The sequence below is a fragment of the Bacillus nakamurai genome (assembly GCF_001584325.1).
GTDB lineage: Bacteria > Bacillota > Bacilli > Bacillales > Bacillaceae > Bacillus > Bacillus nakamurai.
Window position 1 is genome coordinate 38,583 of the sequence record NZ_LSAZ01000011.1, and the last position, 25,638, is coordinate 64,220.

At 46.3% G+C, this 25,638-nt stretch carries 25 protein-coding genes; 21 read left to right on the plus strand and 4 right to left on the minus strand.

The genetic code is table 11. The features are described from left to right. Positions 1–167: 167 nt before the first annotated feature. On the plus strand, positions 168–1,910 hold the full coding sequence (locus AXI59_RS06855; protein WP_061527733.1) for a sensor domain-containing diguanylate cyclase: 1,743 nt from the start codon (positions 168–170) through the stop codon (positions 1,908–1,910). A gap of 37 nt (positions 1,911–1,947) precedes the next feature. On the opposite strand, the gene AXI59_RS06860 is transcribed toward AXI59_RS06855, so the two are convergent. After that, complete coding sequence (locus AXI59_RS06860) at positions 1,948–2,430, minus strand: GAF domain-containing protein (RefSeq protein WP_061523113.1); 483 nt, start codon at positions 2,428–2,430, stop codon at positions 1,948–1,950. A 126-nt stretch (positions 2,431–2,556) separates the two neighbouring features. On the opposite strand from AXI59_RS06860, the gene refZ reads away from it, so the two are divergent. Beyond that, the gene (gene refZ, locus AXI59_RS06865) at positions 2,557–3,180 is read left to right on the plus strand and encodes a forespore capture DNA-binding protein RefZ (RefSeq protein WP_061523112.1); all 624 of its coding nucleotides are present in this window, start codon (positions 2,557–2,559) and stop codon (positions 3,178–3,180) included. Here refZ and hisJ read toward each other — a convergent pair. Then, entirely contained in the window at positions 3,170–3,982 is an 813-nt protein-coding gene (gene hisJ / locus AXI59_RS06870) for a histidinol-phosphatase HisJ (protein WP_061527734.1), read from the minus strand. The two genes, refZ and hisJ, sit on opposite strands and share 11 nt — an antisense overlap. Positions 3,983–4,178: 196 nt before the next feature. On the opposite strand from hisJ, the gene ezrA reads away from it, so the two are divergent. After that, entirely contained in the window at positions 4,179–5,870 is a 1,692-nt protein-coding gene (ezrA, locus tag AXI59_RS06875; RefSeq protein ID WP_061527735.1) for a septation ring formation regulator EzrA, read from the plus strand. 109 nt (positions 5,871–5,979) lie between these two features. Here ezrA and brnQ read toward each other — a convergent pair whose 3' ends face one another. Continuing rightward, a complete protein-coding gene (brnQ, locus tag AXI59_RS06880; protein ID WP_061527736.1) occupies positions 5,980–7,320 on the minus strand; it encodes a branched-chain amino acid transport system II carrier protein in 1,341 nt (446 codons plus the stop codon). A 192-nt stretch (positions 7,321–7,512) separates the two neighbouring features. On the opposite strand from brnQ, the gene AXI59_RS06885 reads away from it, so the two are divergent. The 5 genes from AXI59_RS06885 to AXI59_RS06905 all read left to right on the plus strand — a co-directional run bounded on the left by AXI59_RS06885 (position 7,513) and on the right by AXI59_RS06905 (position 13,518). Next, the gene (locus AXI59_RS06885) at positions 7,513–8,658 is read left to right on the plus strand and encodes a cysteine desulfurase family protein (protein ID WP_061527737.1); all 1,146 of its coding nucleotides are present in this window, start codon (positions 7,513–7,515) and stop codon (positions 8,656–8,658) included. A 3-nt stretch (positions 8,659–8,661) separates the two neighbouring features. Further along, entirely contained in the window at positions 8,662–9,867 is a 1,206-nt protein-coding gene (gene thiI / locus AXI59_RS06890; RefSeq protein WP_061523107.1) for a tRNA uracil 4-sulfurtransferase ThiI, read from the plus strand. An 80-nt stretch (positions 9,868–9,947) separates the two neighbouring features. Beyond that, positions 9,948–10,166: an alpha/beta-type small acid-soluble spore protein gene (locus AXI59_RS06895; protein WP_061523106.1), complete on the plus strand. Its 219-nt coding sequence runs from the start codon at positions 9,948–9,950 to the stop codon at positions 10,164–10,166. Between the two features lie 148 nt (positions 10,167–10,314). Continuing rightward, the gene (gene mbcS / locus AXI59_RS06900) at positions 10,315–11,901 is read left to right on the plus strand and encodes an acyl-CoA synthetase MbcS (RefSeq protein WP_061527738.1); all 1,587 of its coding nucleotides are present in this window, start codon (positions 10,315–10,317) and stop codon (positions 11,899–11,901) included. A gap of 21 nt (positions 11,902–11,922) precedes the next feature. Further along, positions 11,923–13,518, plus strand: coding sequence for an amidohydrolase (locus tag AXI59_RS06905; RefSeq protein WP_061527739.1), 1,596 nt, complete (start codon positions 11,923–11,925; stop codon positions 13,516–13,518). An 18-nt stretch (positions 13,519–13,536) separates the two neighbouring features. Here the strand turns inward: AXI59_RS06905 and AXI59_RS06910 are convergent, their stop codons facing one another. Continuing rightward, complete coding sequence (locus AXI59_RS06910; RefSeq protein ID WP_061527740.1) at positions 13,537–14,340, minus strand: NAD kinase; 804 nt, start codon at positions 14,338–14,340, stop codon at positions 13,537–13,539. Between the two features lie 183 nt (positions 14,341–14,523). Here AXI59_RS06910 and sppA point away from each other — a divergent pair, with 183 nt between their 5' ends. The 13 genes from sppA (at position 14,524) to AXI59_RS06970 (ending at position 25,624) form a co-directional block, all read left to right on the plus strand. After that, positions 14,524–15,531, plus strand: coding sequence for a signal peptide peptidase SppA (gene sppA / locus AXI59_RS06915; RefSeq protein WP_061527741.1), 1,008 nt, complete (start codon positions 14,524–14,526; stop codon positions 15,529–15,531). Positions 15,532–15,546: 15 nt separating this feature from the next. Continuing rightward, the gene (locus AXI59_RS06920) at positions 15,547–16,038 is read left to right on the plus strand and encodes an RDD family protein (protein ID WP_061527742.1); all 492 of its coding nucleotides are present in this window, start codon (positions 15,547–15,549) and stop codon (positions 16,036–16,038) included. A gap of 78 nt (positions 16,039–16,116) precedes the next feature. Continuing rightward, positions 16,117–16,803, plus strand: coding sequence for a DUF2953 domain-containing protein (locus tag AXI59_RS06925; protein WP_061527743.1), 687 nt, complete (start codon positions 16,117–16,119; stop codon positions 16,801–16,803). Positions 16,804–16,815: 12 nt separating this feature from the next. Continuing rightward, positions 16,816–17,256: a GerW family sporulation protein gene (ytfJ, locus tag AXI59_RS06930; RefSeq protein WP_061523099.1), complete on the plus strand. Its 441-nt coding sequence runs from the start codon at positions 16,816–16,818 to the stop codon at positions 17,254–17,256. 114 nt (positions 17,257–17,370) lie between these two features. After that, the gene (gene tpx / locus AXI59_RS06935) at positions 17,371–17,874 is read left to right on the plus strand and encodes a thiol peroxidase (RefSeq protein WP_061523098.1); all 504 of its coding nucleotides are present in this window, start codon (positions 17,371–17,373) and stop codon (positions 17,872–17,874) included. Between the two features lie 62 nt (positions 17,875–17,936). Beyond that, positions 17,937–18,923, plus strand: coding sequence for a class I SAM-dependent methyltransferase (locus tag AXI59_RS06940; RefSeq protein ID WP_061523097.1), 987 nt, complete (start codon positions 17,937–17,939; stop codon positions 18,921–18,923). Positions 18,924–19,233: 310 nt separating this feature from the next. Continuing rightward, on the plus strand, positions 19,234–20,421 hold the full coding sequence (locus AXI59_RS06945) for an acetate kinase (RefSeq protein ID WP_061527744.1): 1,188 nt from the start codon (positions 19,234–19,236) through the stop codon (positions 20,419–20,421). Between the two features lie 99 nt (positions 20,422–20,520). Beyond that, the gene (locus AXI59_RS06950) at positions 20,521–21,033 is read left to right on the plus strand and encodes a MogA/MoaB family molybdenum cofactor biosynthesis protein (RefSeq protein ID WP_061523095.1); all 513 of its coding nucleotides are present in this window, start codon (positions 20,521–20,523) and stop codon (positions 21,031–21,033) included. A gap of 152 nt (positions 21,034–21,185) precedes the next feature. Further along, the gene (locus AXI59_RS06955) at positions 21,186–22,397 is read left to right on the plus strand and encodes an argininosuccinate synthase (protein WP_061527745.1); all 1,212 of its coding nucleotides are present in this window, start codon (positions 21,186–21,188) and stop codon (positions 22,395–22,397) included. Further along, positions 22,394–23,770: an argininosuccinate lyase gene (gene argH, locus AXI59_RS06960; RefSeq protein WP_061523093.1), complete on the plus strand. Its 1,377-nt coding sequence runs from the start codon at positions 22,394–22,396 to the stop codon at positions 23,768–23,770. The genes AXI59_RS06955 and argH overlap by 4 nt, the downstream gene beginning before the upstream one ends. A gap of 73 nt (positions 23,771–23,843) precedes the next feature. Further along, positions 23,844–23,975 carry a hypothetical protein gene (locus AXI59_RS20620; protein ID WP_268250555.1) on the plus strand — a complete coding sequence of 44 codons (132 nt, stop codon included), beginning with the start codon at positions 23,844–23,846 and terminating at the stop codon, positions 23,973–23,975. A 131-nt stretch (positions 23,976–24,106) separates the two neighbouring features. After that, positions 24,107–24,874 carry an SDR family oxidoreductase gene (locus AXI59_RS06965; RefSeq protein ID WP_061527779.1) on the plus strand — a complete coding sequence of 256 codons (768 nt, stop codon included), beginning with the start codon at positions 24,107–24,109 and terminating at the stop codon, positions 24,872–24,874. A gap of 63 nt (positions 24,875–24,937) precedes the next feature. Then, a complete protein-coding gene (locus tag AXI59_RS06970) occupies positions 24,938–25,624 on the plus strand; it encodes a metal-dependent hydrolase (RefSeq protein WP_061523092.1) in 687 nt (228 codons plus the stop codon). Positions 25,625–25,638: the final 14 nt, after the last annotated feature.

The window sequence follows — 25,638 nt, forward strand, 5'->3', positions numbered from 1 at the left end:
CTAAGGAACAAAATGAAGACACAGAAGCTGAACAAAAAGGCTGCAATATTTCACACAAAGAACATTATATGATTTTTCTTTCCTGCCGTCAACCATTTCTCCATGAAGAGTAAAGGTTTATGATATAATGAACAAAAAATGAGCAGTACATGTTTAGGTGATAAAAAATGAAAAAACAAACAACCGATCAAGTGACGGCCTTTCAACAGAAGATGCTGACGTTCTTCTTAACGAAATCTGAATCCGTCTCACTGTCCGACTCGCTGTTATGGCTGGCCTCAGCTCTTGAATCCTGCTTTGCATCTCTTTCATTGACCCTTTCACCGGCTGAATCATCCCGTTCAACTATAAGATCAGAAGATGAACCGACTTATGCTCCGCTAAAAGAGAGTGACGCATGTTTTATCATAAAAAATCAAACGTCCGGCAGACGTTTTTTTCTGCGTTCGGAAAGCGGACTGGCAATCCCAGAGTGCATGCCCGAGCTTATTACTCAGTTTATCAATCAATCTGTAAGGCAGAGCGGACTGTTTGCCAAGACAAAGCATCAGCGGAAAATTCACAGGATGACAGAAATGTTCCATTCGCTGCTGGATCAAAACGAGGTGCTTGAAAAACTGCAGGCGAGCTTGAGCGCGGCTTTTCAGTCCTTCCGTTTCTTACTGTTCATCTCACAGGATCAGGATACGGACAGACAGCTTCCCGCAAAAGAATTGCATATGGAAGGAAAGGATGCGGATCCGTTTGCCCTGAAGGTTTATTTGTCCGGCAGAATGCAGAGGAAGGGGAACACATCCGCATATTTGCCGATCAAAGGCCAGCAGGGGACATACGGGGTTCTGAAGGCTGAAGGAATGCAGGAGGCCGTGCTTTCATGCAGCCACCTGAGCGAAATGCTGCTGCTTGCAAGCGCCGCGGGAAAAGCATTTGAGAATGCGCAGCTTTACGAGCAGTCGAAAAAAAGCATTGCGAACCTGGAACTGATCAATGAAACGTCGCGCCAGCTTAATCAGCGGCTCAGGCTGACGGATACGATGCGGGAGCTCGCCGCCATTATGACTCAAACTTTTCATGCTGAAGAAGTGGCTTTTTTTCATATTGACCATTTTGAAGCGCAAAACCGACTTCCGGGACATACAGCTTTTTTTGAGACCGATTGTGCAGACGAGTACATCAATGCAGTAAAAGAAAAGCTCTTTGAAGGAGAAAAGGGTGTGTTTATCGGCAATGGACGGGCTCTGTTCGGCGAAGACGGCTACGGATCGCTGATGGCAGTGCCGATGATAGAAAATGATGCCGTGTTCGGATTTGCGATTTTGCTGAAAAAGGAATTGTATGCTTTTACGTTTGAAATGTACAAGCTGTTCCAAGCGCTGATACATCACGCCACATTAGCGGTGACGAATTCAATGCTGCGCGACCGGCTTGAGCATCTTGTGCAGACGGACCAGCTGACTGAGCTGTATTCAAGAACATATTTGGATGAGAAAATTCAATACAGCATGAAAATTAACAAACGGGGTGTTTTGATTCTCGTTGATATTGATAATTTCAAAAGCATTAATGATACATACGGGCATCAGACGGGGGATTCTATATTAATCCAAGTCGCTTCCGTCATGAAATGCCATATCAGGGAACATGATGTCGCCGCGCGCTGGGGAGGCGAGGAGCTGGCCATCTATTTGCCGAATGTCAATGTGGCATCAGGAGAACGCATCGCTAAGCGGCTCGTCCGCGCCGTGCGGGAAAATACGGAGCCCCGGGTGACGATTTCCTGCGGCGTTTCCTGCTGGACAAAGACCGAGCCCATGCCGTTAAAAATGCTCGTCCAGCATGCGGACGAAGCGCTCTACACGGCCAAGCGGAACGGCAAAAACCGCCTGATCGTCCATAAAACAGCACCGTAACAAAAAAGGAGCCGGCCCGATGGCCGAACTCCTTTTTTTATCCTAATCTTTTCTCAAGCGTTTCGACAAACTGTGCTAAATAGGCTTCATCCGTTTCATCAAAGCGGTTTTTGACGGGGCTGTCAATGTCCAGCACGCCGATGACTTCACCGTTTACGCGGATCGGGAGCACGATTTCAGACTGGGAAGCTGCATCACAGGCGATATGGCCCGGAAATGCGTGCACATCGGCAATCCGCTGTACAGCGCCTTCTGAGAAGGCAGTCCCGCACACGCCTTTTCCGAATGGGATGCGCACGCAAGCGGGAAGGCCTTGGAACGGTCCTAACACAAGCTCGCCTTCTTTTGCGAAATAAAATCCAGCCCAGTTTACTTCTGATAATGAATGATATAAAAGCGCAGACGCGTTTGCATAATTGGCGATCGCATCAGATTCGTCTTCTGTCATGGCTTCGAGCTGTTTAAGCAGAAGCTGATAACTTTTTTCTTTATCTCCGGATTGTTTTTCGACATGAAACATGGAAAACCCTCACTTTTTCTATAATATAAAACAAAGTTCCTGCCGTTCTGCCGGCATTTGTCGAGAAGTTCTTACAGGAACGGGGCCCTTCTGCTTGAATTGTTAAGTAATAAAGGGGTGAGCCGTATGAAAGTAAGCACCAAAGACAAAATTATTAATGCTGCTGTCCTGCTTTTTAACCAAAAAGGCTTTTCTGGCACGTCCGTCCGTGAAATCGCAAAGTCAGCTGATGTAAATGTAGCGCACATCTCCTACTATTTTAAAGGGAAAGGCGGCTTAATGGAACATTTAGTTTCCGAGTTTTACGAAGGCTACAGCAAGACGCTTGAAAAAGCCGCAGACAGTATGATCGGCGAAAACACACAGGAGCGCATCCTGCGGGTGATTTTCGATATTTTATCCTATCAGCACGACAACCGTCAATTAACGCGATTTGTTTATCGGGAAGTGACGATTGATTCCACGCTTATCAGGGAAATCATGTCTACTTATCTAATGAAAGAAAAATATATTTTGCAGCTGATGATTGAGGAAGGGCAAAAACGCCACGAACGTCTGACGCTGCCCGTGCCGCATTTCATCCTGCAATTAAAATCCCTTCTGATGATGCCGTATCTTCAGCCTCAATATATTACGGAGGTGCTCTTTATGCAGCCGCACGAGCCGTATTTTTATAAAAGATATTTTGAAGAAGTGAAAATTTGGATCAAAAGTGTGTTCCGTCAAAACGATGCGGCGCTTATGAATTAACCGTGCTTCTGTAAGTCTCATATGAATAGCCGACATCTTCCGCTTGATGGGCGTCCGACCCGAATATGAGCGGGATTTTTTTTTGCTTCGCCTGCTCCGCCATCCACTCCTCCATGTACGGTTCCCCTGCAAATTTTTTTCTGAGACCTGATGTATTAAAATCAAGCTCCATTCCGTGCTCTTTCACAGCGTCAAGGCAGCGGGACACGAGAACCTTTATATGCGGTGACATGCGGTAAGGAAAAAGGCGCACAAATTTTTTGACAAGCGTAATATGTCCGACCCGTTTTGGCTTATAGGGGCCAAGCGGTGTTACAATTGAAGAATAAACAGCTTGGTAGTATTGTTCATATACGGCTTCTGTGCTTCCAAAGCGCGTGATCAGCTCTTTAAATGTATGCTCATCATAATCGAGGCATACATAGGACGGGCCCGCCTTCAAAAAATGGACGGATAAAATGCTGTCATCAAGAGAGGGTCCGTATGTGTCAAGAAAAGCCGCGGTTTCCTCTTCATAACCTGTGATATAGTCTGTTTCAAGCCCGGTAAGGATGCTGATTTGCCCTTTATACTCCTTCTTTAATTGCGCAAGCCGATCAAAATAGGCTTCAAGCTGCCCTGAATCCATCGCGCTGTCCTGAAGAGGCACAGGGTCTTGAAAAGACGGAGGGAGCGGGGCGTGCTCTGTAAATGTGATGGAGTCAAAGCCCTTTTCTATCGCTTTTTCAACATATTGTGACAGCTCATCCTTCGAGCCGTGAGGGCAAAATGGCGTGTGGATATGCGCGTCTCGTTTTTCCATTTATGTCACTCCGTTTAAAAATTGCAGAATCCTGCCGAAATTATGCAAAAAGTTTTTGATTTCTGGTCAAAAAATGTTGGTTACATGGTATCATAATAACAATGAAAACGACAGATTTTCTCAATTCATATATTGAAATCTTTCTGAATACATAAAACACCCTGACAGATTAAGTTGAACAACAAGGGGGCTCATTATGGAGTTAGTCATTGGGTTATTGATTGTACTGCTCGTTCTGTTTGCAGCGGGCTACTTTTTCAGGAAAAAAATCTATACGGAAATTGACCGGCTGGAGTCATGGAAAATTGAAATCTTAAACCGTTCGATTGTGGAAGAAATGTCCAAGATAAAGCATCTGAAAATGACCGGACAGACGGAAGAGTTCTTTGAAAGATGGCGCGATGAGTGGGATGAAATTGTCACAGCCCATTTGCCAAAAGTTGAAGAGCTCCTTTATGATGCCGAGGAGAACGCGGACAAATACCGTTTCAAAAAAGCGAACCAGGTCCTTGTCCATATTGACGATCTCCTGACCGCAGCTGAAACGAATATAGAAGGCATTCTTCGCGAGATCAGCGACCTTGTGACAAGCGAGGAAAAAAGCCGCGGAGAGATCGAACAGGTGCGTGAGCAGTATTCAAAAGCGCGGAAAAACCTTCTGGCGTACAGCCATCTCTACGGAGAGCTTTATAACAGCCTTGAGACGGATTTGGACGAGATTTGGACCGGAATTAAACAGTTCGAAGAAGAGACGGAAGGCGGAAATTATATAGCGGCGAGAAAAGTGCTGCTTGAACAGGACCGCAGGCTCGATCAGCTTCAAACATACATAAATGACGTTCCGAAATTGCTCGCGGACTGTAAGCAGACCGTGCCGAACCAAATTGCCAAGCTGAAAGACGGCTACCGTGAAATGACGGAAAAGGGCTACAAACTGGAGCATATTCAAATCGAAAAAGAGCTGGATACACTGTCCAATCAATTAAAACGGGCGGAAAACGCGCTTTTAGAGGAGCTGGATGTCGATGAGGCATCGGCCGTGCTTCAGCTGATTGATGAAACGATCCAGTCGATGTATGAACAGCTTGAAGGCGAAGTGGAGGCAGGACAGTCTGTATTAAGCAAAATGCCGGAGCTGATCATTGCGTATGATAAGCTGGAGGAAGAAAAGGACCGTACCAAAGCCGAAACGGAGCTTGTTAAGGAAAGCTATCAGCTGACAGCGGGAGAGCTCAGCAAACAAAATGCGTTTGAAAAGCGTATGGAAACAATCGGCCGGCTACTTGAGCAGGCGAGAGAAAAGCTGGACGGGGAGCATGTCGCTTACTCTCTGTTAATAGAAGAAGTTGACGCTATCGAGAAGCAGATGGAAGAGGTTCAGAAAGAACATGCCGAATACCGCCAAAATCTCCAAGCGCTCAGGAAAGAAGAGCTGCAGGCAAGGGAGACGCTCACACGGCTGCGGAAAATCATTTCTGACACGTCAAGGATGCTGCAAAAAAGCAACATCCCGGGCATTCCCGAACATGTGAAAGACAAGCTGGAGACGGCACATCATCATATAGAAGAAACCGTAAACCAATTGCAAGAGCTTCCTTTAAATATGGAGGAAGCCGGCAGACATCTGCAGCAGGCGGAAAACATCGTCACTGAGGTCAGCGAGGAAGCGGAAGAACTTGTGACTCAGGTCAAACTCATTGAACGAATCATCCAGTTCGGCAACCGTTTTCGCAGCCAGAATCACATACTATCAGAACAGCTGAAAGAAGCGGAACGGCTTTTTTACACATACAGCTACAGTGAAGCATATGAGATTGCTGCCGAAGCTGTTGAAAAAGCGGCTCCCGGCGCGGTGAAAAAAATTAAAGCCGATCAATCTGCATCATAACGAGACAAACTGCACCCTGATTGAATCAGAGGTGCAGTTTTTTTGCGGCCTCTTTCATATAAAAAAACGCCTGCGGCTGAAATAGATTCAAGCCGCAGGCGCTAAGTCCTTATGAATTTGCTTTATTCAGCTCGATGGGCGGGCTGATGAAAAACGTGATGATATAACCGATAATGGCTCCTGCAATCCCCGGAAGCACCCAGCCGATCCCTATGCTGTAAAGCGGAAGATGAGCATTCAAAAACGTATCCAATGAACCGAGTGAGATGCCCGCGGCCTTTAATCCGTCTATGATACTGAATAAACCGGTTCCGATCAGGCAAGCGATATAGACTTCCCGTCTTTCCTTGAAGATTTTATCAATAAAAGAAAGAACGATAATGACAATCGCCAGCGGGTAAATCGCTGATAAAATAGGAACTGAAAATGCAATGATCTCAGCGAGCCCGAAGTTTGAAATCGCCAGGCTGAACAGCGTGACAATGGTAACCACCATTTTGTATGATAATGCGGGAATCAGTTTTGAAAAATATTCGCCGCAAGATGTGACAAGCCCGATGCTTGTCGTTAAACACGCAACCGTGATGGCTGTACCGAGTACAACGTTGCCTAATGAACCGAACAAGTAATTAGAAGATGCTGATAAAATCTTTGCTCCTTCTCCAAGCGGTCCGACGGCGTCCGTGCTCGTTGCGCCCAAATAAGCCAATGATAAATAAATGAATGTTAAACCGGCTGCGGCGATAAGCCCCGCTTTAATACAAGCGGCTGCCAGCGCTTTCCGCTGCGTGACGCCTCTGCTTTTTACTGCGCTGACCACAACAACGCCGAATACGATCGATGCGAGTGCGTCCATGGTTTTATAGCCCTCTAGAAAACCTTTGAACACCGGTGTTCCCGAATAAGCTGATTGTACGGCTCCAAGCCCCCCCATCGGAGTCACAATGGCTTTAACCACAATGATTAAAATGATTCCAAATTTAATCGGGGTGAGGATTTTTCCGACTCTGTCCACTACTTTGGACGGATTGAGTGCTAAATAATACGTAATGGCAAAAAATATCAGTGTGAAAACAAATAAAGATAATCTCTCCGGAACACCGGTTAGAAAAGGAACTGCGCCGATTTCATACGAAACGGTTCCTGTCCGCGGGATCGCAAAAAGCGGACCGATTGATAAGTACAGCACAACGGTAAATACAGTGCCGAAAACCGGATGAGCTTTATCAGCAAGCCCTTTGGCATCTTTGCCTGTTAAGGCGATGGCGATAATCCCCAAAAGCGGGAGACCTACGCCGGTCAGTAAAAAACCGCCCATCGCTTTCCATACGTTATGACCGGCCGCTTGTCCCAGCTCTGGCGGATATATCATATTTCCTGCCCCGAAAAAAAGTGCGAACAGCATGAAACCGATAATAACGGTATCTTTGACAGGTAGTGATTGTTTCATAAAAGTCCTCCTAAATACTATGTTGAAATATTCTGTCAATTAATTGTCAGATAATATAACAAAACGAACATTACTTATTATATGGCAATGTGGGGAGAAGTCAATACTCGTTTTATTGCGAAATTATATTCATTTTTGTTATGGTAACATAAATATCATACGATGTACCGTTTTCATAAAGGAGTTAAAAAAATGATATATTTAGATAACAGCTCAACGACCGAGCCGTATGAAGACGTTTTGGAAGTTTACAAACAGACAAGCAGCCGTTATTTCGGCAATCCGTCGTCCCTGCACCGCTTAGGAACTGAGACGGAGCAGCTTCTCGAAGCGGCAGCGCAGCAAATAAAAAAAACCTTACGTTTGAAAAATTATGATATTGTATTTACATCAGGCGCCACTGAAGCGAATAACGCCGCTTTAAAGGGAGCTGCTTGGGCGAATATAAAGAAAGGCAGGCATATCATTGCTACAGCCATTGAACATCCGTCAGTGACTGAGACGCTTGATCAGCTGACAGAGCTGTTTGGCTTTGAGGTCACATTTCTCCCCGTTAATCAAGACGGATTTGTGTCCGTTCAAGATGTAAAAGAAGCCATCAGGCCGGATACGATTATGGTCAGTATGATGCATGTCAACAATGAGGTCGGTTCCATCCAGCCGGTAAAGGAAACAGGCGATCTCCTTAAGCAGCACCGGGATATCCTATTTCATGTCGATCATGTGCAGGGCATTCACAAAGTCCCCCTTTCAATAGAGGAGGCGGACATTGACCTTTGCACCATCTCAGGGCATAAATTTCATGGTTTAAAAGGAACGGGAGCGCTCTTGGTCAAAAAAGGAACCCGCCTGATTCCGCTTATAACGGGCGGCTCGCAGCAAAAAGGCATTCGGGCCGGTACAGAACACACAGCAGGCGCCGTTTCGCTTGCAAAAGCCGTAAACCTTTCTGCCCGCGATATGGCAGAGCGGCTTTCTGCCATGGAGAAGGCTAAGAATGTGCTGATCAATAGGCTGAGCGAAACGGACGGGGTTGTGGTTAACACTCCCGCCGAAAACAGTGCGCCGCACATTATTAACTTCTCCGTTCCGGGTGTGAAAGCCGAAGTTCTCCTTCACATGCTTGAGGAGAAGGGCATTTATGTTTCTACAACCGCGGCCTGTTCAGCGAGAGAGCATAAACCGAGCCGTGTGCTTTTGCAAATGAATAAGGGCGAACAGATTGCGGCAAGCAGCATCAGAATCAGCCTGAGTTTCAGCCAGACAGCAGAGGTCGCAGAGCCGTTTATGAACGCGCTTGTACCGGCTGTTCAAAAACTAAAAAAAGTGATGAGGTAGCATATGAATTACGATCACATCTTAATCCGTTTTGGTGAAATATCCACAAAAGGAAAAAACAGACGCAGTTTTATTGAAAGATTAAAACAAAACATCAGACTGGTATTAAAGGATTATAAAAAAGTAAAATACTTTTCAAACCGGGACCGGATGACCATTACATTAAATGGAGAAAATCCGGAGGAGATTTGTTCCTTATTAAAGAATATATTCGGTATTCAAAGTTTCAGTCTCGCTATTAAATGTGAAAGCACGCTGGACGAAATTAAAAAAACGGCATTAACCGCGATAGAAGGCAAATACAAACCCGGGAGCACTTTTAAAGTCGCGACCAAACGGGCTTACAAACAGTTTGAATTAAATACGAATGAAATGAATGCTGAAATCGGCGGCCATATATTGAAAAACACAGAAGGATTAACCGTTGATGTGAAGAACCCGGACATTCCGCTCCGGATTGAGATCAGGGAAGAAGCGACATTCCTGACCATCCGAGATGAAAAAGGCGCGGGCGGTCTTCCAGTCGGCTCAGCGGGTAAAGCGATGCTTATGCTTTCCGGCGGTTTTGACAGTCCTGTTGCCGGTTTTTACGCGATGAAACGCGGACTGTCAGTAGAAGCCGTGCATTTTTTCAGCCCGCCTTATACGAGCGAACGGGCGAAGCAGAAGGTAATCGACCTCGCGGGATGCCTTGCGCGGTTCGGAGGCAGCATGACGCTTCATATCGTGCCGTTTACAAAAACGCAGGAACTCATCCAAAAACAAATTCCAGAAAACTATACGATGACAGCCACGCGGCGCCTCATGCTGCAAATAGCTGACAGAATCAGAGAAGAGCGAAACGCACTTGCGATTATAACAGGGGAAAGCCTCGGACAAGTGGCGAGCCAGACGCTTGAGAGCATGTATGCGATCAACGCCGTGACGGCAACACCGATTTTGCGGCCTTTAATCGGAATGGACAAAACAGAAATCATCGAGAAGTCAAAAGAAATCGGCACGTATGAGACAAGTATTCAGCCGTTTGAGGACTGCTGCACCATCTTTACGCCGCCAAGCCCGAAAACACGGCCGAAAAAAGAAAAAATCGAGCACTTCGAAAGCTTTGTTGACTTTGAGCCACTGATTGAAGAGGCAGCCGCCGGAATTGAAACGATCACCATTTACAGCGAACAAGAAGCCCACGATAAATTTGCCGAGCTGTTTTAGAACTGTATACAATTACCAAACTTTTTTTGAATGAAGCCATATGTTTTTTCACATTCTATACTCACAAGGAGGTGATACACATGGCACAATCAAACAGCGGCAACAGCAACCAACTGGTAGTACCAGGGGCTGCTCAAGCTATCGACCAAATGAAGTACGAAATCGCTTCTGAATTCGGTGTAAACCTTGGACCGGAAACTACTTCTCGCGCCAACGGTTCTGTTGGAGGAGAAATCACTAAACGTCTTGTTTCTTTTGCTCAGCAAAGCATGGGCGGAAGCAGCCAGCAACAGTTTTAATCACAATTTCACATAATGGCTAAGGAGCGGGGATTCCCCGCTCTTTTTTCATACATAAAAAATAAGAAGAAGAACAGGAAGAAATGCATATCTTTATTGTAACGTCCTTTGTTTATGTATAATGGGGAAAGAAAGTGAGGAGTTGTTCGTGTTAAAACGAGAAGATTTGATCGCCCCAATGAACTATAACCTTGTGAATGAAATAGAAAAATTCAGCCGTTCGAAAGACAAGAACGCGCTTATGTGGGAAAGTCAAGCAGGCGATAAAAGAGTCTGGACGTATAAAAAACTGATGGAAGAGACGAATAAAATCGGCGCCCGGCTGAAGGGGCTTGGCTTTGAAAAAGGCGATAAGCTGATCGTAATGGTTCCGCGGGTGCTTGAGGCATATGCCGTATATTTAGCTATTTTAAACGCGGGAATGGTTGTTATTCCTTGTTCAGAAATGCTCCGCGCTAAAGATCTTGAATACCGGATCAAACATGCGGGGGTAAAAGGCGCCATCGTTTATTCTTCATTTATAAACGCGTTTCAAGATGTAAAAACAAATGAGCTAGTGACACTTTCTATCGGTGAAAATGATGCCGGATGGAAAAACCTCTTAACGATAGAAGCGGACGGAGACAGCTTTCAAACGGCTGATACAACGAGAGAGGATATGGCATTTTTATCCTATACATCCGGTACGACTGGCCAGCCTAAAGCCGTTGTACATACACATGGCTGGGCCTTTGCCCATTTGAAAACATCCGCCGGTGCATGGCTCGGCATTTCTGAAAAGGATACGGTCTGGGCCACAGCCGCACCTGGCTGGCAGAAGTGGGTATGGAGCCCGCTGCTTGCAGTTCTCGGAAGCGGAGCAACAGGGTTTATTTATCACGGCAGATTCGATGCCAAAACGTATTTACAGCTGTTAAACCGTTATCAAATTAATGTGTTCTGCTGTACGCCGACAGAATACCGACTGATGGCAAAGGTAGAGAATTTGGACAACTATGACCTCTCCTCTCTTCACAGCGCCGTTTCTGCGGGTGAACCGTTAAACCGCGAAGTCATCGACGTTTTTCAAAAGCACTTCGGCATCAAAGTGAGAGACGGATACGGCCAAACGGAGAGCACACTGTTAGTCGGCGTTCTGAAAGATATGGACATTAAACCGGGAAGCATGGGGAAACCGACACCGGGGAATCAAGTAGAAATCATTAACGATGAAGGCGAAATTTGCGGAGTCGGCGAAACTGGCGATATCGCCGTACATCTCAGCACCCCTGCGCTGTTTAAAGAATACTACAAAGACCCTGAAAGAACGAAAAAGCAAATTCGCGGTGATTACTTCCTGACCGGTGACCGGGCGAAAAAAGACGAGGACGGCTATTTTTGGTTTGAAAGCCGCAACGACGACATCATTGTCAGCTCGGGTTATACAATCGGGCCGTTTGAAGTGGAGGACGCTCTCGTAAAGCATCCTGAGGTAAAAGAATGTGCCGTAGTGGCAAGCCCGGATGAAATCAGAGGCTCGATCGTGAAAGCATATGTCGTCCTGCAAAACGATGAAAAACGAAGTGGCGAACTTGTCAAGGAACTGCAAAACCACGTCAAAACGATAACAGCGCCTTACAAATATCCGAGAGAGATTGAATTTGTCGAAAGCCTTCCGAAAACAGCTTCAGCGAAAATCAGACGCGTTGAGCTGAGACAGCGTGAAGAACGGCTGAAGGCGGATAAAAAAGCTTAATACAGAAAAGAGTGAGCGTGAATGAAAGCGATTTGGCACGGCGGTTTCATTTATACGATGCTTAAGGAGAACGATGTCACAGAAGCTGTTTATACTGAAGACGGCATCATCAGGCAAACAGGCAGCTATCCAGAGCTGATTGAGGCATACGGTTCAGATGATACAGCTGACATAGATTTGAAGGGGGCTGTCATGTTTCCCGGCTTCACTGACAGTCATCTGCATTTGATCGGACATGGGGAAAAACAGCTTCGCCTTGATTTGTCGGGTCTGACGTCGAAAGAAGCGATTTTGCAAGCCGCAAAAGAAGCCGAACGGGAACTTCCCGACGGTGAATGGCTGATTGGCGAAGGCTGGGATGAAAATCAATTTGATCAGCCGGTTTATTTGACGAAACATGACCTTGACCCGCTGTTTCCCGATCGTCCCGTTTTGCTGAAACGTGTGTGCAGGCACGCGGCTGCGGTCAACTCCGCGGCATTGCGCGCTGCGGGCATTACAAGCGACACATCCGACCCGGACGGCGGGGTGATCGAAAGGAATGACGGGGAGCCGACAGGGCTTCTGCTTGATAAAGCCCAAGAGCTTGTTACAAGGGTCTTGCCGCCCGTTTCACTGCATTATGTAAAGCGCGCTCTTCAAACTGCGATTACGGATTGCTGGTCAAAAGGGTTGACCGGGGGACACTCTGAGGATTTGTCATACTACGGAGACGTCTCCGTTCCTGTCACCGCGTATGAGTCGTTAACCGGCGGCGGACTGTATCCTTTCCGCGCGCATTTGCTCGTTCATCATGAAGCTGCGGACGAGTGGAGTCATCTGCAAAAATCAACCGGTCCGTATGTAGAATACGGAGCGATGAAGATTTTCGCCGATGGGGCGCTCGGCGGCAGGACGGCCCTGCTGAAAAAGCCCTATCATGATGATCCTTCAGCTTCGGGCGTACAGGTGCACGATGACAAGACGCTCTCTTCTCTTGTGAAAAAAGCGAGAGAAAAAGGGATGGAAATCGCCGTGCATGCGATCGGCGATCTTGCGTTTGAGAAGGTGCTGGATGCCATTGAGCAGCACCCTGCAAAGCCGGGGCAGCGCGATAGGCTTATTCACGCGCAAGTATTAGATCACGGCCTGATTGAAAGAGCAGCACAGCTCCCGATCGGGCTTGATTTGCAGCCGCATTTTGTCGCGAGTGATTTTCCATGGGTCATTGACAGGCTCGGAGAAGAGCGGATGGAGACGGCTTTTGCCTGGAAAACGCTGATATCAAAAGGCATATTATGTGCCGGCGGATCAGATGCCCCGATAGAACCTGTTAATCCGCTTCTCGGCATTCAATCGGCGGTGCTCAGGACGAGTAAACAAAATCCGAACGGGCCGGTCTATAATGAAAAAGAATGCTTAACCGTGTACGAAGCGATTCAGCTTTACACAACGGGCAGCGCGGCTATGATTCACAAAGAGAAAAACCGCGGGATGATTGCACCAGGCTATGATGCCGATTTTACCATTCTAAGCGGTGATCCGTTTACGGTTGATCCGAAGCGGCTTCACGAGCTGAAAACGGTAAAAACGGTCGTCAGCGGGCAGATTGTATATGAAAAAGAGGACAGGCGCTGAGCCTGTCCTCTCTTTTTATTATAAAAATGAGCGCTTTACTTTTTCCCAGAATGAATTGTCTTTCAGTTTAACAGTTTTGATTTTCTTTTCGGATAATGTAATTTCGACCTTTTTTACATTTCTCGTGCTGAGCGCTTCATTATCAAGCCCGATAATCGGATGCTCGTTACCGTCCTGCACTACGCGTAATGTCAGTTTTCGGCCCGCGCTTAAAATAAACGGAGAGCCGAGGGTGCGGTACGTGTTATTGTTCAATGAAGCAAGCTCTGATACCTGCATGCAGGAAATCAAAGGATCAACGACAGCGCCCGCGACCGATTTATTATAGGCGGTGCTGCCTGTCGGGGTCGAGATGATCATGCCGTCCCCCCTGAACGTTTCAAAGTGAAGGTCATCGATTAACACATCCATCACAAACGTTTTAATGATGCTTGAACGGATGGAAACCTCGTTTAAACAGTGAAAATGATTGCTGTCGTCTACTGTTACGTGAATCAGCGGGTATTTTCTGACCTCAAGCTGTTCGGCTGTCATGCTGTCTGCCATTTTTTCAGGCTCATTGCTGTGAAAATCGCAATACAGGTGGGCTTTTCCCTTTTTTGCGATTCCGACATACAGGCAGTCATCACGGAATCCGGTCTTTCTGACGGCTTGTAAAAACGAACCGTCACTGCCGATGCTCGCGATAATTCCGGCATCTTCCGGCTGAGACGCAACGTTAAAACCATGCGTTTCAGCCAATTGCTTTAGAGAGCTGACTTGTTCTCTTGTTTCGTTGTCTTGTTTGTGAAAAAAATAAACATTGCGGCGAATATCGGCCATATCCCAATTCCCCTTTGCTGTCATATTTACGTTTTTCTCCCATCAGGTATTGTGTTAAAATACCTGTGGCAATAGTGTATCATGTTTCCTGTTTATCCGTTAAGTGAAAGCCGTTTCATAAAAAGATGAAACCTTTTTTACGGGGGAACGTACGATTAGTGATAGAAAAGGAGGCGGAAACAAATGAATGCAAAAAGATGGATTGCGCTCGTCATCGCCATCGGCATCTTCGGCGTATCAGTGATTGCCAGCATGACCGTCGGCGTGCTGAAGAATTTCGGCGATACTGGGCCTGACTTCGCTTCGCTGACCGATGAATCGGAGGAAGTGACGCTGGATGAGGGCAGCCCCGGCAGCAAAATCGCCGTGCTTGAAGTGGACGGAACGATTGAGGACAACGGCGAGTCAGGCAGCCTGCTCAGCTCAGGCGGGTATGATCACCGGTCATTCTTAAAGCATATTGAGCGGGCAAAGGACGACAAAAGCGTCAAGGGCATTGTCCTGAAAGTCAATTCGCCGGGGGGCGGCGTATATGAAAGTGCAGAGATACATAAAAAACTTGAAGAAGTAAAGAAAGAAACGAAGAAGCCGATATACGTGTCCATGGGTTCAATGGCAGCGTCGGGAGGCTACTACATATCAACGGCAGCCGATAAAATTTATGCTTCTCCGGAAACGCTCACAGGCTCTTTAGGAGTGATCATGGAAAGCGTGAATTACTCCAAGCTCGCCGATGAGCTCGGGATTAAGTTTGAAACCATCAAAAGCGGGGCCCATAAAGACATCATGTCCCCGACCCGCGAGATGACCAAGGAAGAAAAAAAGATTATGCAGACGATGGTAGACAATTCGTATGAAGGTTTTGTAGATGTCATTTCAAAAGGCCGGCATATGTCAAAAACCGATGTCAAAAAAATCGCAGACGGCCGGGTCTATGACGGCAGACAAGCGAAAAAACTCCATCTCGTCGATGAGCTGGGTTTTTATGATGATACAATCAGCGCGATGAAAAAAGACCATAAAAATATGAAAAATGCTTCAGTCGTTACTTATGAAGAAGGCTTCGGATTGGGTTCGCTCTTCTCTATGAGTGCGAACAAAATGTTTAAAAGCGAGCTTGATTTTCTGAATATGAAAGAACTCATTTCACAATCCGGTTCGCCGCGAATGATGTATCTCTATGCAAAGTAGGGGGGGGGAGAAAAAATGGACGCGACTTACGAAGGCTTTGAAAGCAAAGAAGCGGAAGCCGAACACCATAGGCCGCTTGAACCGGCGTATGCAGGCTTTTGGATCAGGTTCTGGGCGTTTCTTCTCGATTGGCTTGTGATCTGGGGCCTTAACCACTTAATTGTTTCCCCGGTGTTCACCCTGATGAACATCCCGAAAACAAGCGGAATGTTCACGGTTTCAGCGTACTCTGTGACAACCTTAATCGTCTATCTCGCCTATTTTGTGCTCATGACGAAATGGTTTCATCAGACACTCGGCAAGATGGTCTTCGGATTAAAGGTCATTCCTCTCACAGGCGGCAAACGGCTGACATGGGGCACCGTCATTTTCCGAGAAGCGGTCGGCCGTTATATTGATAAAATTTGGATTCTTTACGCTGTCGTTGCGTTTACTCCTAAAAAGCAGGGAATTCACGATCTTATTGCCGACACAGCCGTCGTTCATGAAAAACTGTACCGCAAATAAAAGCAGTAAACCCGGAGAAAAGTCCGGGTTTATTTTTTTTTTGATTTGGCGATAATGCTTGCTGAGGATGTGAAGCTTATGGGATATGCCGCAGCAGCTGTTCTCATTCTCATTGCGGTCTGGCTGCTCATGAGAATGAAAATCCATCTGACATTCGAATATCTGCACGATAAAGATAATGACAAATTGACCTTGAGAATGTCGGCATTATTCGGGCTGATCCGTATCAAAAAAACGGTGCCCGTCATTAAAGTGAATAAAGAAGATGCGTCGATTGATGTCAGACAGGACACGGAATCTAAAATAAAAGGCCAAAAAGATGAGAAGAAAAAGATAACATACGAAGACGTCAAGCAAAGCATTCGCCGAATTGAAATGATTCTGCATCAAGTCGTCAGAATGAAGGAAATCGGCGCTTCTTTTCTGGCTGGCATCCGTGTGACGAAATTAGAGTGGGTGACAGTGATCGGGATAAAAGACGCGGCTGCCACGGGTATCGCTGCCGGAGGCGTGTGGGCAATAAAGGGCGGACTGATAGCGATGCTCTATGACCATCTGCGCTTTTTATATAAACCCGTGTACGAAGTCATTCCTTCATTTCAAGTGCCTGCTTCCAAGACGCATTTTCAGTGTATATTCTTTTTCCGTTTTGGACATCTTATAGTTGCAGCTTTCAAATTGCTCAAATACGGGCGGAACGGACTTTCCATCTTGCGAAAGAAACAGCCGGTTCCGGTTACTTCAAAGAATGATTCATCAGTTTAAGGAGGAGCGCACATGGCAGACCACCCGATTCAAGGTTTAATGAAAACCGCTATGGAAAATTTAAAAGAAATGATTGACGTCAATACAATCATTGGAGATCCTGTTGAAACGCCTGACGGAAGCGTCATCTTAACAGTTTCAAAGGTAGGCTTCGGATTTGCGGCAGGCGGGAGCGAATTTGGCGGAAAGCCGGCCGAAAAAAGATCTGAGGACGATGAAAGAAAAGAGCAGAAGCTCCCATTCGGCGGCGGAAGCGGCGGAGGCGTATCTATAACGCCGATCGCGTTTCTGATTGTCGGAACAAACGGCGTAAGAATGCTTCATTTAGATGAAAACACCCATCTGATCGATAAACTTTTAGACTCCGCGCCCCAAACGATTGAACGGATCCAGCATATGTTTAAGAAAAATGAAAAAGGCCGGAATCAAAAAATGACGGATATTGATTTATAACATAAAAGTTAACTGCCGCCCGCAGTTAGCTTTTTTTACGATGCGGCATAACCTTTGCAGTTTACATAAAACTCGACTATGATAGAGCTATACATAGAAAAGGGAGGAAATATAATGGCTGACATTACATTTAAAGGCGGAGCGGTAACGCTTATCGGACAAGAAGTGAAGCCGGGTGACCAGGCCCCTGATTTCACGGTGCTGACAAACGGATTAGAAGAAAAAACGCTGGCTGACATGAAAGGGAAAGTAACGATCATTTCCGTTATTCCTTCAATTGACACAGGGGTATGTGACGCACAGACACGCCGCTTTAACGAAGAGGCTGCAAAACTGGGCGATGTGAACGTTTATACGATCAGCGCAGACCTGCCGTTTGCACAAGCGCGCTGGTGCGGAGCGAACGGAATTGACAAAGTTGAAACGTTATCAGACCACAAAGATATGTCATTTGGTGAAGCGTTCGGCGTTTACATTAAAGAGCTTCGTCTTCTGGCCCGTTCCGTATTCGTTCTTGACCAAGACGGAAAAGTCGTTTATGCGGAATACGTAAGCGAAGCCACAAACCACCCGAATTATGAAAAGCCTATCGAAGCTGCAAAAGCGTTAATTAAGTAAAGAGGTGTAAAAGAGCTCCGGGTGCTGCCGCGGAGCTCTTTTCATGGCAAGGAGGAAACAGAATGCAAAACGACCATGTCGGTCAGATTTATGAACTTTTAGATAAAGCGGCTCAAGTCATCGCTGACGGCTTGCAGCTGTCATACATTGAAGGGCTTGCAGAAGCGGGAGAAATGTATTTTCTTGAAAAAACCGAACAGCTCCCGGTGCAAGAAAAACATGCCGAACAGCTTCAAAATCTGCTGGAAAAGGCGGATTTCAGAACGTATGAACATGAATGGGTGCGTAAAGCATTTCAGCTCGCCATCTTAAAAGGGCTGAAAGATAAATCTCATCCGAACAGGCAAATGACCCCCGATACGATCGGCCTTTTCATCAGCTACCTGATGAATAAATTCACAGGCGGCCAAAAGGGCTTGACACTTTTAGATCCCGCTTGCGGCACCGGAAATCTCCTGCTCACAGCGGCAAATCAGCTTTCTGACAAAATGGCAAAAAGCTTCGGGATTGAAATTGATGATGTCCTGTTAAAGATTGCTTACGCTCAGGCAAACCTGCAGGAAAAAGAGATGGAGCTGTTTTGTCAGGACAGCCTTGAGCCGTTATTTATCGATCCCGTTGACACGGTGATTTGTGATTTGCCCGTCGGCTATTACCCGAATGATGAAGGAGCTGCCGCGTATGAGCTGAAAGCGGATGAAGGGCACTCATTTGCTCACCATTTGTTTATTGAACAAAGCGTCAAGCATACAAAACCGGGCGGATACTTGTTTTTTATGATACCGAACCATCTGTTTGACAGTGCTCAAAGCGATAAGCTGAAGCAGTTTTTTGCAGAAAAAGTCCATATCAACGCACTCCTTCAGCTGCCGGCTTCCATGTTTAAAGATGAGGCCCAGGCAAAAAGTATTTTAATTTTGCAGAAAAAAGGAGAAACTGCAAAGCCGCCGAAGCAAACGCTTCTGGCCAGTCTGCCTTCCTTTGCGAACAAGCAGGCCATGCGGGATATGATGGCAAAATTGGATCAATGGTTTCAAAATGAAAAATAAGCGATAAATAAACAGTTTAAGGGATGTACCCTTAAACTGTTTTGTTTTTTTAAATGAATGGAAAACATATGATCAACACAAATTAAGGAAGAAAAGAAAAAATTCTTCAGGCCGTCCGATCCATATGGCATAGCAAATATTTATCAGAAAATATCGACTTCATATTGTAAGCGGTACCAAACAGGATGTTGACTTGAAATGCTGAGTTGACAATGTTTAAATGGAAAAGTCAGATATTTTTTGGACTCATTTAAGGGTCTGGGAAAAAAGAACGAAGTAACGAAGAAGAATTTTGATAGGAGCGTCATTTATGTCTAAAATTATTGCAATTAACGCAGGAAGCTCATCTTTAAAATTTCAGCTTTTCGAAATGCCTTCAGAACAGGTGTTAACAAAAGGTTTAGTAGAACGGATCGGTATCGCCGATAGCGTTTTCACCATCACTGTTAACGGCGAAAAAAATACAGAAGTAACAGATATTCCGGATCATGCGGTTGCAGTAAAAATGCTGCTTCACAAACTGACTGAATTCGGCATTATAAAAGATTTGAATGAAATTGACGGAATCGGCCATCGTGTCGTTCACGGCGGAGAAAAATTCAGTGATTCTGTCTTACTGACAGATGAGACAATCCGTGAAATCGAAGACATTTCAGAACTTGCGCCGCTTCACAACCCGGCTAACATCGTCGGCATTAAAGCCTTCAAAGAAGTGCTTCCGAATGTGCCTGCAGTGGCAGTGTTTGATACGGCGTTCCACCAAACGATGCCTGAGCAGTCTTACCTGTACAGCCTGCCTTACGAATACTATGAGAAATACGGCATCCGTAAATACGGCTTTCACGGCACATCTCACAAATATGTTACACAGCGCGCTTCTGAACTTCTTGGCCGTCCGCTTGAAGATTTGCGCCTGATTTCCTGCCACCTCGGAAACGGTGCAAGTATCGCAGCCGTTGAAGGCGGAAAATCGATTGATACATCAATGGGCTTCACACCGTTAGCCGGTGTGGCGATGGGAACACGTTCAGGAAACATCGACCCTGCTTTAATTCCGTATATTATGGAAAAAACAGATCAGACTGCTGATGAAGTATTAAACACATTAAACAAAAAAAGCGGACTGCTTGGCGTGTCCGGTTTCTCAAGCGACCTTCGCGACATAGTCGAAGCATCTAAAGAAGGCAATGAGAGAGCGGAAATTGCGCTTGAAGTGTTCGCGAGCAGAATTCATAAATACATCGGTTCTTATGCTGCGAGAATGAGCGGTGTTGACGCGATTATTTTCACTGCCGGTATCGGTGAAAACAGCGTTGAAGTCAGAGAACGCGTACTTCGCGGCTTAGAATTCATGGGTGTTTATTGGGATCCTGCACTGAACAATGTACGCGGCGAGGAAGCGTTTATCAGCTATCCTCACTCTCCTGTAAAAGTTATGATCATTCCGACTGATGAAGAAGTCATGATCGCGCGTGACGTTGTCCGTTTAGCACAATAATCATCAAAAAAGCACATCCTCCGGGTGTGCTTTTTTATTGAATGCCGTAACAGAAAACGTTACGATATTTTCATACATAATCGGTTAAGAGGTGAAAACATGAGCGTGCATGAACATAAACAGGAAGCTCCTGCAACCGTTCGCTGCAAGATCATTACCGTCAGCGACACGAGAACGGAAGAGACAGACAAAAGCGGGCGTATGATGATGGATTTGCTCAAAGCGGCAGGATTGGAAACGGTCGCTTATGAAATCGTAAAAGACGAGAAAGATGAATTGCAAAAAGCCGTTTTATCCGGCTGTATGGATGAATATACAGATGCGGTGCTGCTGAACGGAGGGACAGGCATTGCAAAAAGGGATGTCACAATCGAAGCGGTCACGCCGCTGTTTTCAAAAGAACTTCCCGGCTTCGGCGAGCTGTTCCGGATGCTGAGTTATACAGAGGATATCGGCTCGGCCGCCATTCTGTCCAGAGCGGCCGCGGGAGTTATTCATAACACCGCAGTCTTCTGCACGCCGGGCTCTTCCGGCGCCGTGAGGCTTGCAATGAATAAGCTGATTATCCCCGAATTGCCCCACGTTATCAGAGAGATTCAAAAAGACTTATAAATCAATAAAGAAGGCTGTGCTTCACTCATAAAAATGGGTGAAGTTTTTTTTATAAAAAGCTTGAAAAAACAGAATTTACTTGTTACAGTGTATACATACAAAATGCATTTTTATTAATTTAAACTAATTTTTATACAAAAGGAGCTTTTAACATGGCAGATCAAAAAAAAGTTGTATTGGCATATTCAGGAGGGCTTGATACCTCTGTAGCGATAAAATGGCTTCAAGAGCAGGGATACGATGTTGTAGCTTGCTGCTTAGATGTAGGTGAAGGAAAGGATTTGGCATTTGTTCAGCAAAAAGCGCTGGAAGTAGGCGCGTCAAACTCATACGTTATTGATGCAAAAGAAGAATTCGCTCAAGATTACGCGCTCATTTCTATGCAGGCTCACACGATGTACGAAGGGAAATATCCGCTCGTATCTGCCTTATCCCGCCCGTTAATCGCGAAAAAACTCGTCGAAGTGGCGGAAAAAGAAAACGCAGTGGCGGTAGCGCACGGCTGCACGGGTAAAGGAAACGATCAGGTCCGTTTTGAAGTATCCATTAAATCATTAAATCCTGATCTGGAAGTCATTGCTCCGGTTCGTGAGTGGCAATGGTCGCGTGAAGAGGAAATTGAATACGCTGCAAGCCGCGGGATTCCGATTCCGATCAATCTTGACAGCCCTTATTCGATTGACCAGAACCTATGGGGCCGCGCCAATGAGTGCGGGATATTAGAAGATCCGTGGGCGGCGCCGCCTGAAGGGGCATACGACCTGACAGCGCCTCTTGAAAACACACCGGATGTTCCGGAGGTCATTGAAATCGCGTTTAAAGCAGGTGTTCCCGTCTCAATCGACGGCGTGTCCTATCCGCTTTCCGACTTGATTCTTAAGCTGAATGAGACAGCCGGTAAACACGGTATCGGACGTATCGACCATGTGGAAAACCGCCTTGTCGGCATTAAGTCCCGTGAAGTATACGAGTGCCCGGGCGCCATGACGCTGATTACGGCGCACAAAGAGCTTGAGGATTTGACGCTGGTCAAAGAAGTGGCCCATTTCAAACCGGCAATCGAACAAAAACTGTCTGAAATCATCTACAACGGTTTATGGTTCTCACCGTTAAAAGACGCGCTGCTTGCTTTCTTAAAAGAAACACAAAAACATGTCACAGGCGTTGTGCGTGTCAAGCTGTTTAAAGGCCACGCCATTGTAGAAGGGCGTAAGTCGGAATTTTCTCTGTATGATGAAAAGCTTGCCACATATACAAAAGACGATGCCTTTGACCATCACGCAGCAATCGGCTTTATCGAGCTTTGGGGACTGCCGACCAAAGTGAACAGCATCGTAAATAAGAAGGAGCAGATTAAAGCATGAAAAAGCTTTGGGGAGGCCGGTTTCAAAAAACACCGGAAAAATGGGTCGATGAGTTCGGCGCGTCTATCACATTCGACCAAAACCTAGTCAGAGAGGATATTACAGGGTCTCTCGCCCATGCGGCAATGCTGAAAAAATGCGGCATCCTGACGGAAGAAGAAGAAAGCATAATCCGTGAAGGGCTGCAAACGCTCCTGCAAAAAGCAGAAGATGAGACGCTGGAATTCTCAGTTGATTATGAGGATATCCATTTAAATATTGAAAAAATGCTGATCGATGAAATCGGACCGCTCGGCGGCAAGCTTCATACCGGAAGAAGCCGGAATGACCAGGTGGCGACAGATATGCATTTATACTTGAAAAATCATGTCTCTCACATCATCGGGCTGATCGAACAATTCCAGCACGCGCTGATTGAAAAAGCAGAAGCCAATATTGAGACGATTCTGCCGGGTTACACGCATTTGCAGCGCGCCCAGCCGATTTCATTCGCCCATCATCTGCTTGCTTATTTTTGGATGCTGGAACGGGATAAAGAGCGATTCCGCGATTCCATGAAGCGGATTAACAAATCGCCGCTCGGCTGCGGGGCCCTTGCCGGAACCACGTTTCCGATTGACCGCACCTATTCAGCGGAGCTTCTCGGATTTGATTCCATTTACGAAAACAGCTTGGATGGCGTCAGTGACAGAGACTTCATTTTAGAGTTTTTAAGCAGCAGCAGCATGCTGATGATGCATCTTTCCCGCTTCTCTGAAGAAATCATCCTCTGGTGCTCACAGGAATTTAAATTCATCGAGCTGGATGATACGTACGCGACGGGCAGCAGCATGATGCCTCAAAAGAAAAACCCTGACATGGCGGAGCTGATCCGCGGAAAAACAGGCCGTGTTTACGGCGATATGATGGGGCTGTTTACAATCATGAAAGGACTGCCGCTCGCTTACAACAAAGATTTGCAGGAAGACAAGGAAGGCATGTTTGATACTGTGAAAACAGTCGAAGGAAGCCTTCAGATTTTCACAGGCATGATTCAAACGATGACTGTGAACAAAGACACGATGAAACAGGCAACGAAACAAGACTTTTCAAACGCGACTGAACTTGCGGACTATTTAGCGAAAAAGGGCATGCCGTTCAGGGAAGCTCATGAAGTGGTCGGAAAGCTTGTGTACACCTGCATTGAAAAAGGCATCTATTTAAGCGACATGGCGTTTGAAGATTTCCTTCAGGCCAGCAGTCTCTTTGAGGAGGATATTTACACTGTTCTCGATCCTTACCATGCAGTGGAAAAAAGAATGAGCGCCGGCGGAACGGGCTTTCAACAGGTAGAGCAGGCACTCGTAAAAGCAAAAGCTTGCGCAGGTTGTTAATATGTTAAAATTTCCTTCATAATTTCCCGTCATACAAGACACCCTACATCTATACTGATGGGAGGTAGAAGGCATGCGCAAAGAACAAGAACGTTATATTTATGATGAAAAAGAAAGCGAAGAAACGGCCCGGCTCATTTCAGAGGCATACCAAAGCGGTTATGTCGGAATGGAGGAAGCCGCCGCTTCGCCTTCTGAAGATTAAGCTGTCTGGACAGACGGCTTTTTTTTCGTCCAAGTGAAGTGCAAAAAAGTGATATTGCCGCCTGTTTATAGTAAAGTAGAGGGAGAAATGACTTAATGGAAGCGGCGACGTTGCCTGGGGAGGGTATTCATGTGCGACATGCTTTAATTACTGCCGGTACAAAGGGATTAGGCCGGAAAGTGACTGAAATGCTGCTGGAAAAAGGCTTCTCCGTCACGGTGAATTACAGACAGGACGAAGAAGCAGTCGCTTGTCTGAAGGCTGATTATCCCCAGTGCCATGACAGACTGCAATTCGTAAAGGGTGATGTCACCCGAAAGGATGATCTGATGCGGATTGCCGATGCAGCCCTTCAGCGGTTTGGGAGGATTGACATCCTTATAAACAATGCCGGGCCGTACATATTTGAGCGAAAAAAGCTTGCCGATTACTCAGATGAGGAATGGTACGGCATGCTGGAAGGAAATTTAAGCGCTGTTTTTCATTTGTTTAAAGCGGTCATTCCCGTTATGAGAAAACAGCGGTTCGGCCGGATTATTACATACGGCTTCCAAGGGGCTGCCCATGCGCCCGGCTGGCTTCACCGATCCGCTTTCGGAGCTGCAAAGGTCGGCTTAGCTTCGCTGACCAAAACCATTGCGATTGAAGAGGCTGAATCCGGTATTACGGCCAACATGGTCTGTCCGGGTGATATCGTAGGGGACATGAAGGAAGCATCCATAGAGGAAGCGAGACTGAAAATCGGCAAGGAAAATACGCCGATAGGAAGATCCGGAACCGGGGAAGATATTGCGAGAATCATCGCATTTTTATGTGAGGAAGACTCCGATCTTATAACCGGAACCGTCATTGAAGCCACAGGGGGGCTTAATGTGATTAACAGGCATCAATCCTTGTAAGTTTTTCGGCTTGTCAAAAAGGGAACTTGATAAACACAAAATTTTTAATGAGGTGAAAAACCGATGAAAGTGACGTATTACGGACATTCTGTCATTCATGTGGAAACAAAAACGCATAACATTATTTTCGATCCGTTTTTAACCGGAAACAGCCTGACTGACCTGAAGCCGGAAGAGGTCAAAGCGGATGTGATCCTGCTCACTCACGGGCACAATGACCATGTCGGAGATACAGAGCAAATTGCCAAACAAAATGATGCGCTTGTCATCGCACCGAACGAGCTGGCTGTTTATCTCGGCTTTAAGGGTTTAAATGTTCATCCGATGCATATCGGCGGCTCGCGCCAATTTGATTTCGGCAAAGTTAAACTGACGCAGGCGTTCCACGGATCAGCCGTCACTGATGAAGAAAATAAAACCATCACATACACGGGAATGCCATCGGGAATTTTATTGACAATCGACGGAAAAACCATTTTCCACGCCGGTGATACGGCGCTGTTCTCCGATATGAAATTGATCGGGGAATTAAACCACATTGATCTGGCCTTTCTGCCGATCGGCGACAACTTCACGATGGGGCCGGAGGACGCGAAGCTTGCAGCTGAATGGCTGAGAGCGAAACAGGTGGTTCCCGTTCATTACAATACTTTCCCTGTCATTGAGCAAGACCCTGACGCTTTCGCTGAAAGCCTGCCGGGCGGCGTCGGCAAAGTCATGGCGGCCGGCGAGTCAATTGAGCTTGTCTGACGTCTGAACGAACA

Bases quoted from the DNA above. Each gene is read 5' to 3' on its own strand.
- ytfJ (WP_061523099.1), top strand. From the start codon at position 16,816: ATGGCAGACCACCCGATTCAAGGTTTAATGAAAACCGCTATGGAAAAT.
- AXI59_RS06970 (WP_061523092.1), top strand. From the start codon at position 24,938: ATGAAAGTGACGTATTACGGACATTCTGTCATTCATGTGGAAACAAAA.
- AXI59_RS20620 (WP_268250555.1), top strand. From the start codon at position 23,844: ATGCGCAAAGAACAAGAACGTTATATTTATGATGAAAAAGAAAGCGAA.
- AXI59_RS06940 (WP_061523097.1), top strand. From the start codon at position 17,937: ATGCAAAACGACCATGTCGGTCAGATTTATGAACTTTTAGATAAAGCG.
- brnQ (WP_061527736.1), bottom strand. From the start codon at position 7,320: ATGAAACAATCACTACCTGTCAAAGATACCGTTATTATCGGTTTCATG.
- AXI59_RS06950 (WP_061523095.1), top strand. From the start codon at position 20,521: ATGAGCGTGCATGAACATAAACAGGAAGCTCCTGCAACCGTTCGCTGC.
- refZ (WP_061523112.1), top strand. From the start codon at position 2,557: ATGAAAGTAAGCACCAAAGACAAAATTATTAATGCTGCTGTCCTGCTT.
- AXI59_RS06910 (WP_061527740.1), bottom strand. From the start codon at position 14,340: ATGGCCGATATTCGCCGCAATGTTTATTTTTTTCACAAACAAGACAAC.
- sppA (WP_061527741.1), top strand. From the start codon at position 14,524: ATGAATGCAAAAAGATGGATTGCGCTCGTCATCGCCATCGGCATCTTC.
- AXI59_RS06855 (WP_061527733.1), top strand. From the start codon at position 168: ATGAAAAAACAAACAACCGATCAAGTGACGGCCTTTCAACAGAAGATG.
- ezrA (WP_061527735.1), top strand. From the start codon at position 4,179: ATGGAGTTAGTCATTGGGTTATTGATTGTACTGCTCGTTCTGTTTGCA.
- thiI (WP_061523107.1), top strand. From the start codon at position 8,662: ATGAATTACGATCACATCTTAATCCGTTTTGGTGAAATATCCACAAAA.
- hisJ (WP_061527734.1), bottom strand. From the start codon at position 3,982: ATGGAAAAACGAGACGCGCATATCCACACGCCATTTTGCCCTCACGGC.
- argH (WP_061523093.1), top strand. From the start codon at position 22,394: ATGAAAAAGCTTTGGGGAGGCCGGTTTCAAAAAACACCGGAAAAATGG.
- AXI59_RS06945 (WP_061527744.1), top strand. From the start codon at position 19,234: ATGTCTAAAATTATTGCAATTAACGCAGGAAGCTCATCTTTAAAATTT.
- AXI59_RS06885 (WP_061527737.1), top strand. From the start codon at position 7,513: ATGATATATTTAGATAACAGCTCAACGACCGAGCCGTATGAAGACGTT.
- AXI59_RS06895 (WP_061523106.1), top strand. From the start codon at position 9,948: ATGGCACAATCAAACAGCGGCAACAGCAACCAACTGGTAGTACCAGGG.
- AXI59_RS06920 (WP_061527742.1), top strand. From the start codon at position 15,547: ATGGACGCGACTTACGAAGGCTTTGAAAGCAAAGAAGCGGAAGCCGAA.
- AXI59_RS06860 (WP_061523113.1), bottom strand. From the start codon at position 2,430: ATGTTTCATGTCGAAAAACAATCCGGAGATAAAGAAAAAAGTTATCAG.
- tpx (WP_061523098.1), top strand. From the start codon at position 17,371: ATGGCTGACATTACATTTAAAGGCGGAGCGGTAACGCTTATCGGACAA.
- AXI59_RS06955 (WP_061527745.1), top strand. From the start codon at position 21,186: ATGGCAGATCAAAAAAAAGTTGTATTGGCATATTCAGGAGGGCTTGAT.
- AXI59_RS06905 (WP_061527739.1), top strand. From the start codon at position 11,923: ATGAAAGCGATTTGGCACGGCGGTTTCATTTATACGATGCTTAAGGAG.
- AXI59_RS06925 (WP_061527743.1), top strand. From the start codon at position 16,117: ATGGGATATGCCGCAGCAGCTGTTCTCATTCTCATTGCGGTCTGGCTG.